Source organism: Janthinobacterium sp. MP5059B (assembly GCF_001758645.1).
Classification (GTDB): Bacteria; Pseudomonadota; Gammaproteobacteria; order Burkholderiales; family Burkholderiaceae_D; genus Janthinobacterium; species Janthinobacterium lividum.
Map to the genome: position 1 here is coordinate 1 of NZ_LRHX01000015.1, position 8,826 is coordinate 8,826.

Here is an 8,826-nt window from a genome sequence, read left to right on the forward strand (position 1 = left end):
CGTCCTCTCAGACCAGCTACTGATCGATGCCTTGGTAGCTTTTACCTACCAACTAGCTAATCAGATATCGGCCGCTCCACGAGCATGAGGTCTTGCGATCCCCCACTTTCATCCTTAGATCGTATGCGGTATTAGCGTAACTTTCGCTACGTTATCCCCCACTCTAGGGTACGTTCCGATATATTACTCACCCGTTCGCCACTCGCCACCAGAGCAAGCTCCGTGCTGCCGTTCGACTTGCATGTGTAAGGCATGCCGCCAGCGTTCAATCTGAGCCAGGATCAAACTCTTCAGTTTAATCTCTGTTACTTTGCCCTTTTACAGGCATGGTCGAACTATTTAACTAGTTCAAACCCCTCGCATTGCGAGGTGTTTGCTCACTCAAAAAACTGACAGGCCACTACTTTCGTAGCGCCTATTTCATTATTTCTTGTGAACATTTGATATTTTAAGTTTTACGCCAATCCGAAGATTGACGCTGCACTTACATCAAATGCCCACACTTATCGACTGTTAATTGTTAAAGAACTGTATTTGGTTACTGCTTTCGCGCCATCGACAAAGCGTTGTGTTTGTCAGCTGCGAAGAAGGAAGAGTATGAAGCATTTCAGCACAATCGTCAACACCTTCTTTTCTACTACCCAGCCCCTGAAGGCTGTCCCTTTTGTGCCGCAAACTAGTGCGTCTCATTGGGGAGGCGAACTATAGCAAAGCCGCCCATGGGCGGCAAGCTTTATTTCAGCAATTCGGCAATTGCAATGCCCACATCGGTCGTACTGGCGCTGCCGCCCATGTCCGGTGTTCGCGGGCCATGCTCAAGCACCTTCTCAATGGCGCGCAAAACCGCGTCATGCGCGGCCGTGTAATTGGCGTCACCATTACCGAGGAAGTCCAGCATCATGGCGCCCGACCAGATCATGCCGATCGGGTTGGCGATATTCTGGCCATAGATATCGGGTGCGGATCCGTGCACGGGCTCGAAGACAGAGGGGAACGTGCGTTCCGGATTGATATTGGCCGATGGCGCGATGGCAATCGTTCCCGTGCATGCAGGGCCCAGGTCGGACAGAATGTCGCCAAACAGATTCGACGCAACCACCACGTCGAAGCGCTCGGGACTGAGCACGAAACGGGCCGCCAGGATGTCGATATGGTATTTATCCCAGTGGACATTGGGAAAGCTGGGGCCCATCGCCTCCACCCGCTCATCCCAATACGGCATGCTGATGGCGATACCGTTCGACTTGGTCGCCGATGTCAGGTGTTTTTTAGGCCGGCTTTGCGCCAGCTCAAACGCATACTTCAGGATGCGGTCAACGCCCTTGCGCGTAAACACGGATTCCTGCAGCACCGTTTCGCGTTCCGTCCCCTCGAACATGCGCCCGCCCACGGACGAATATTCTCCTTCCGTATTTTCACGCACCACATAGAAATCGATATCGCCCGGCTTCTTGTTCGCCAGCGGGCACGGCACACCCGGCATCAGGCGCACGGGCCGCAAGTTGACGTATTCGTCGAACTCGCGCCGGAATTTTAGTAACGAACCCCACAGCGAGATATGATCCGGTACCTTGTCCGGCCAGCCGACGGCACCAAAATAGATGGCGTCGAAATCCTTGAGCTGGGCAAACCAGTCCGAGGGCATCATCTGACCGTGCTCGAGGTAGTAGTCGCAATTCGCCCACTCCATGGCCGTGAACTGCAGGTCGATATTGAAACGGCGCGCGGCAGCCTCGACGACACGCAGCCCTTCCGGCATGACTTCATTGCCTATGCCGTCGCCGGCGATGACTGCGATTCTGTGTGCGGGCATGAGGTTCTCCTGTTTATAGATGGATGCGTTGATGATACTGGCGCCGCATCAGAATACAATCAGGGTATTCATGACCTCAGTATCCACATTTCGTGCTCAATCGATGAAACATACGCCGCTGCTGGAAGATTTACGCCTGTTTTGCCAGGTCGCCCATAAAACCAGTTTCGCCGCCACGGCGCTGGAACTGGGTATTTCCAAGGCGGTCGTCAGCAAGCGCATCGGCATGCTGGAAGCGGCGCTAGAAGTACGTTTGCTGCACCGGACCACACGCAGGGTCAGCGTCACCGATCACGGCGAGATCGTGCGGCAATGGGCGCAGCGCATCCTGGAAGATGTCGAACAGATGGGGGAAGCGGTAGCACAGTCGAAATTGCAGCCGCGGGGCCTACTGCGCATCTGCTCCAGTTCCGGCTTCGGGCGCAACCGGCTCGGTCCCGCCCTCTCCCAGCTGGCACGGCAATATCCAGACTTGAAAATACAGCTGGAATTGCTCGACCGTCCCGTCGACCTGCTGGGCGAGGGTTTCGATCTCGACATTCGCATCGGCGTGGTGCGCGAGCCAGACCTGATCGCCCACCGCATTGCCAGCAATCAACGCGTACTGTGCGCCGCCCCCTCCTATCTGGCACAACGCGGAACGCCGGACACGCTGGCGCAATTGCGCGAGCATGACTGCATCGTCATCCGCGAGCGTGACCTGGATGGGCGACGCTGGAAACTGCAGGGTCCGCAAGGGTCGGAAACGGTGAAGGTCGATGGGCCGCTATCGGCCAATAATGGCGAGATCGTCCATCAATGGGCGCTGGACGGCCACGGCATCATCTTGCGTTCGGCATGGGATGTGGAAAGCAGCCTGGCGCAAGGCAAGCTGGTGCGCATTTTGCCCGCGTATCATCAGGTCGCCGATGTGTGGGCGGTGACCACTTCGCGGCTGTCGAACTCGGCCAAGGTCAGGGCCTGCGTGCAATTTCTGGAACGGTGGCTGCAATCCCGCGCCTGATAAGCTATACCAGACGCGCCACATCCGGATACAGACGCGCCAGGGTATCGGAGGTGATGGACGACATGACGGGCAAGACGCGCTCGGCGGCCTGCTCCGGCGATTTTTCCCGGCGCACCTCTTTCCACAGCTCGGCCAATGCGCCTTCATGGCGCGCCACCGCCTGCTCGACCTCATCCTGCCAGAAAGCCGGCGCCTCGCTTTCCACGAAATTGCCGCGGCCGCGGCCAAAGTGCGCCACCGCCAGGTAGCGCAGCACGCCCGCCACCACCAGGGTGCGCAAAAAGGCATCCGTGAATTGCATAGTGGGTTCATTGCGGTCCGTGCCGGAATTAAAGCCCCAGGCAGCGCCGGCAAACGTCAGCGCACCGACCACGCCACCAAGCAAGGCGCCCGTGCCCAAAGTCAGGCCGCCGGAAATCAGGTCGGCCGACAGCCCCGTCGCCGCGCCGGAAATCATGGCACCCAATAACCCCGCTTGCGCCTTGTCGATCGGCGCGCGCACGGCAAAATTTTCCCGTATCCGGCTATTGATCTTATGCGCATCGGTCGGATCGAGTTTGTGCAAGATCAAGAGCTCACGCGTGGTCACGCCGCTGTGCGTATTGAGCCGTGCCACCAGGCTGGCCATCGCCTTTTCCTGGCGTTGCTGCTCTGCATTCTTACCGATGCCCACTACCTGCAAGGCCGATTTCAGCAAGCCCTTGGAGCCGAGCTCGATGGCTTCGCGATCCTGCCCTGCCACTGCCAGTTGCGTGGCCAGCAAATGCATGGCTTGCTGGAAACGCGCCGTATTCTGCTCTTGCCAGGCAGAAAACAGACGCGCATAGCCGGCTTGCTGCGACTGCGGCAACAATTTACCCACGGCTTCGTAAAACACGCGCTCATGAACCCAGCAGCGGGCAAAGGCATCGAGCGCCAGGACATCGCGCACGATGGGATACTGCTGCAAATGCTCGCGCCAGCGCGCTTGCTCGCCGTGCTCCTCATTGCCAGGACGCGGCGGCCCCACCTGATTGAGCAAGACCACCACCGGCTTATCCAGCCAGGCGAGGATTTTCATTTCTGCCGGCAAGTAGCCCGCATCCTTGGGATGTTCCGAGGAATTCACCAGGTACAGCACCACGTCGGCAGAGTCCTTGGCCGTACGCAGCGCCTGCTGGCTGAGCCAGAACGGGCGGTCGCGGTAACGGTCCAGCACTTCGCGCAGGAACCAGCCGATGGGATTGCCCGACTGGCCCAGGCGCTTGAGCAGGCGCACGGAGTCGCCAAAGCCAGGCGTGTCCCACAATTGCAAGGCATCGCCCTGCGGCGTGGCCAGCAAAGTATGCGATTCCGCAAACACGGTCACGTGGGCCGCATCGCGCACTTCGCCAATGTCCACGCCCACTAAAGTGCGCGCCAAGGTCGTCTTGCCATTATTCGTGTGCGAAATCAGCGCAAACTGAATCTGTACCGCATCATCCTGCACATTTTTATTTACATTCACACTCATGCTGCTGCCGATACTTTCAGCCCGACACCGGCATCGAGCGGGTGCAAGGCAGGATTGAGCAAATTGACCAGGGTGGCCGTGGTTTTGTGGAACTGGCAGAACTGTTGCCACAAGGCGATTCTTTCCGCCAGGCGGGCGGCATTATCTACCTGCTCGCCCGCGCGTTCCAGGTAGCTGGATTCGTCGATCAGTACAGCGATGCCGCGTGCCGACGATTGCGCCAGGTAATCGAGGAAGGCGCCGTGGTTTTCCTTTTCCGGCGTCGCCGTCAGGTTGAACAGCACGGCCGTGATATTGACTTGTGGATCATTCAAGTCCGTGTCGCGCAAGACGTCCTGCGGCTCCTCGCCATACGACGTCGATGGACGCAGCATCATGCGGCCCTGCTCGCCGAACAGCATGAGGGAGATTTGCGCCAGGCCCTTGTGACGTGCCTCATCGACAGTAAAGCTGTACGGCAAGACACGCAGCATGCCGCCAGTTACCACGCCGATGCTTTCATTAAGCTTGCGGAAATACGGTTGATCGAGATCCAGCGGAAAATGCTTGGCCAGGCGCGCAGCGCGCCAGTTGTTGACCAGTGCCAGTATCAGGCGGGGAACGACCACCAGCAGGAAAATCGTTGCCGCATATAAATGCACCCAGCGTGCGCCGCCTTCGACGGTCGTCGTTTGCGGGAAGCGCAGCGCTTCGATTTCCGCCAGCGAAAAGCCTTGCAAATGAAACAGGGCAATAGCCGGCGCAAACAGGGTCGAAAGCAGGCTGTGCACCTGGCTGGCATTCAAAAAAGTGCTTTCCCAACCGGCCGCGTATTGCGACAGGAAGCCGCGCGCGTACAGTGAAGCGACGGCGCCGATGGCAAACATGGCGGCGCTCAGGTGAATGGTACGACTGAGGCGCGCGGCCGTCAGCTTGGCGCTCAAGTGCGCCCATTCCCCCATAAAACTGAGCAAGCCCGAGGACAAGGCGTGCGGCAGCTTGCGCGGCAACGCCAGGCGGCCCACGCTCAGGTGGCGCACCAGTCCCGCCTTCGGCCAGCCGAGGGAGTGCGAGGGGATGCATAGCCAGATCAGCAAGCCCAGGTAGACCAGCACATTCCAGGCGATGATCAGCAGCAAGGGCGCCGACAGCAGATCCACGCGATGGGGATCCGTGATGCGGTCCAGCCCGGCACCCAGCAGCAGTGCCAGCAAGGGCAATGTCAGCGCCAGGGTCTTCATGCCGTTACGGCGTTTCGCGAAGGCAGCAAAAGCGGGCGTGCGCTCGGTGATGCGCTTGAGGATCAGCTCGGAGCGCTGCTGCAGGAAATCGTCACCTGTCACTTCGGCCTGCTTGCCCGAAGCTTGCCACTGCGCAAGCTCACGCGCGCTGCGGCTGGCATACATGCGGTCATCCTCGCTGAGGACTTCTTTTTTCTGGTCGGCCGTCTCGATAGCACGGACCAATACCACTTCTCTCGCAATCTGCTCGTTCATGGTGCTCCTGTTTTTGTATGAAACGACAACTAGACAGGCAGATTGTGACGTACTTTTGTGTTTCAGGCCAACGCGTCCTCGGCTCGGAACAAATTATGCAGCAGATAGATCAGGAAAGAAGCGATCCAGGCAGACCACAAGGTGTGCGTAAAAAATTGCTTACCTTGTAACTGCTGCTGCCAGCCTGCCGCCAAACCGCACAGCAACATGACACTGGCGAACAAAAATGCCGTGCGTGGCCGTCCGGGCAGGCAGAACAATGGCAAGGCCAGCATCCACCAGGCAGTGTTCGCATGCGTGGCGGGCAAGCAGACCATGGCAGATGCGCTAGCCGGCAATGTTTCCAGCAGGCGCGTATACGGTTGCAGTCCACCATAGCGCAGCAAATCCGTGGGGCAAGGCACATCGCTGAAGGAAGAGAGCAAATAGATGCTTAGCGGCACCAAGATGGCCGACAGGGCCACCACGCGCAAGGCGCTGCGGCGTGAGGCAGACCAGGCCAGCGGACGCTGCGTGTCCCAGACCGCCAGGACTATCGCTGCCGCGGCCAGCAAGGTCATGCAGCACTGGAAACCGCGCGCCCACGCGCTGTCAGCGCCGGCAAATTGCCCACGCGCACCGTCGAACATACTGTCGGCGATCATGAGGTCGAGATTGCTGTAATTGCCGATCCAGAGTATCAGCATGGCCGAGAGCATCAAGGCGCTATCGATGCCTGTGGGAGTTTTGACGAGTTTAAGCTTGGCCAACATGGGTGTACACATTTACTTGATGAGATGAAAGGGACTGGCCACTCAAGAGCAGCAGCCATGCAAGTCATCGTACAGTGTCAATATGAAGAGAACATGACGGTGCCCGCCGCGGGCAACACGGAAGGGGCAAGATGGATATTTTGGGCATCTTACAAGTGTCGACCTGAATTACGCGTCAAAGGTGTTCTGGCATTCCCGCAAAAAAGGTGCGCAGCCGATAACTTCGGCCAACTCCGCCATACGTACAGTAAAAATGTGCACAAAACAAAGCACCAGACGAAAAAAAACCCCACCATTGCTGGCGGGGTTTTTCTCTTACTGCGAATAACAAGCCTGACGATAACCTACTTTCACACTGGTTGCAGCACTATCATCGGCGCAAAGTTGTTTCACGGTCCTGTTCGGGATGGGAAGGGGTGGGACCAACTTGCTATGGTCATCAGGCATAACTTGTACTGGCGTTTGTCTCCTGTGGGACGACAAAGCCTGAATCTGGAAGAAGCAAAGATTGGGGTAATGACTGGTAGTATCAACACACACGCAACGTTGTACCGTCTCATCCTCTGTACCTGCTAAGGTTATAGGGACAAGCCGTACGGGCAATTAGTACTGGTTAGCTTAATGCATTACTGCACTTCCACACCCAGCCTATCAACGTCCTGGTCTCGAACGACCCTTCAAAGAGCTCAAGGCTCTGGGAAATCTCATCTCAAGGCAAGTTTCCCGCTTAGATGCTTTCAGCGGTTATCTCTTCCGAACTTAGCTACCCGGCAATGCCACTGGCGTGACAACCGGTACACCAGAGGTTCGTCCACTCCGGTCCTCTCGTACTAGGAGCAGCCCCCTTCAAATTTCCAACGCCCACGGCAGATAGGGACCAAACTGTCTCACGACGTTTTAAACCCAGCTCACGTACCACTTTAAATGGCGAACAGCCATACCCTTGGGACCGGCTACAGCCCCAGGATGTGATGAGCCGACATCGAGGTGCCAAACTCCCCCGTCGATATGAACTCTTGGGAGGAATCAGCCTGTTATCCCCAGAGTACCTTTTATCCGTTGAGCGATGGCCCTTCCATACAGAACCACCGGATCACTATGTCCTACTTTCGTACCTGCTCGACTTGTCAGTCTCGCAGTTAAGCACGCTTATGCCATTGCACTATCAACACGATGTCCGACCGTATCTAGCGTACCTTCGAACTCCTCCGTTACACTTTAGGAGGAGACCGCCCCAGTCAAACTGCCTACCATGCACTGTCCCCGATCCGGATAACGGACCAAGGTTAGAACCTCAAACAAACCAGGGTGGTATTTCAAGGTTGGCTCCACGAGAACTAGCGTCCCCGCTTCAAAGCCTCCCACCTATCCTACACAGATTGGTTCAAAGTCCAATGCAAAGCTACAGTAAAGGTTCATGGGGTCTTTCCGTCTAGCCGCGGGTAGATTGCATCATCACAAACATTTCAACTTCGCTGAGTCTCGGGAGGAGACAGTGTGGCCATCGTTACGCCATTCGTGCAGGTCGGAACTTACCCGACAAGGAATTTCGCTACCTTAGGACCGTTATAGTTACGGCCGCCGTTTACTGGGACTTCAATCAAGAGCTTGCACCCCATCATTTAATCTTCCAGCACCGGGCAGGCGTCACACCCTATACGTCCACTTTCGTGTTTGCAGAGTGCTGTGTTTTTATTAAACAGTCGCAGCCACCAGTTTATTGCAACCCTTTCACCCTCATGGAGTAAACCAATCAAGCTACCGGGGCGTACCTTTTCCCGAAGTTACGGTACCAATTTGCCGAGTTCCTTCTCCCGAGTTCTCTCAAGCGCCTTAGAATACTCATCTCGCCCACCTGTGTCGGTTTGCGGTACGGTCTCGTATGACTGAAGCTTAGAGGCTTTTCTTGGAACCACTTCCGATTGCTTCGTGAACAAGTTCACTCGTCTCAACCCCTTGAATTCCGCGCCCGGATTTGCCTAAGCGCCTTCTATGAGCCAAAAACCAACTATTCCAACAGTTGGACAACCTTCCGCGATCCGTCCCCCCATCGCATCATACGACGGTGCAGGAATATTAACCTGCTTCCCATCAGCTACGCATCTCTGCCTCGCCTTAGGGGCCGACTCACCCTGCTCCGATGAACGTTGAACAGGAAACCTTGGGCTTACGGCGTGGAGGCTTTTCACCCCCATTATCGCTACTCATGTCAGCATTCGCACTTCTGATACCTCCAGCATCCTTTACAAGACACCTTCGCAGGCTTACAGAACGCTCTCCTACCATAT

General features: G+C 56.8%; 5 protein-coding genes and 3 rRNA genes. 1 reads left to right on the top strand and 7 read right to left on the bottom strand.

Annotated features, from left to right (window positions below; all coding sequences use genetic code 11):
• Together JAB1_RS17095 and JAB1_RS17100 are read right to left on the bottom strand one after the other, a co-directional pair.
• Positions 1 to 297 (bottom strand): 16S ribosomal RNA (locus tag JAB1_RS17095); the annotation flags it as partial.
• Positions 298 to 733: 436 nt separating this feature from the next.
• Positions 734 to 1,813: a tartrate dehydrogenase gene (locus tag JAB1_RS17100; protein ID WP_070281099.1), complete on the bottom strand. Its 1,080-nt coding sequence runs from the start codon at positions 1,811 to 1,813 to the stop codon at positions 734 to 736.
• Between the two features lie 103 nt (positions 1,814 to 1,916).
• Here JAB1_RS17100 and JAB1_RS17105 point away from each other — a divergent pair, with 103 nt between their 5' ends.
• Entirely contained in the window at positions 1,917 to 2,816 is a 900-nt protein-coding gene (locus JAB1_RS17105) for a LysR family transcriptional regulator (protein WP_070281100.1), read from the top strand.
• 4 nt (positions 2,817 to 2,820) lie between these two features.
• On the opposite strand, the gene JAB1_RS17110 is transcribed toward JAB1_RS17105, so the two are convergent.
• The 5 genes from JAB1_RS17110 to JAB1_RS17130 all read right to left on the bottom strand — a co-directional run.
• Complete coding sequence (locus tag JAB1_RS17110; RefSeq protein ID WP_070281103.1) at positions 2,821 to 4,311, bottom strand: DUF3482 domain-containing protein; 1,491 nt, start codon at positions 4,309 to 4,311, stop codon at positions 2,821 to 2,823.
• The gene (locus JAB1_RS17115) at positions 4,308 to 5,786 is read right to left on the bottom strand and encodes a DUF2868 domain-containing protein (protein ID WP_070281105.1); all 1,479 of its coding nucleotides are present in this window, start codon (positions 5,784 to 5,786) and stop codon (positions 4,308 to 4,310) included. The genes JAB1_RS17110 and JAB1_RS17115 overlap by 4 nt, the downstream gene beginning before the upstream one ends.
• Positions 5,787 to 5,848: 62 nt before the next feature.
• Positions 5,849 to 6,538, bottom strand: coding sequence for a hypothetical protein (locus JAB1_RS17120; protein WP_083299801.1), 690 nt, complete (start codon positions 6,536 to 6,538; stop codon positions 5,849 to 5,851).
• Between the two features lie 331 nt (positions 6,539 to 6,869).
• Positions 6,870 to 6,982: ribosomal RNA gene (gene rrf / locus JAB1_RS17125) — 5S ribosomal RNA — on the bottom strand.
• A gap of 138 nt (positions 6,983 to 7,120) precedes the next feature.
• Positions 7,121 to 8,826 (bottom strand): 23S ribosomal RNA (locus JAB1_RS17130); the annotation flags it as partial.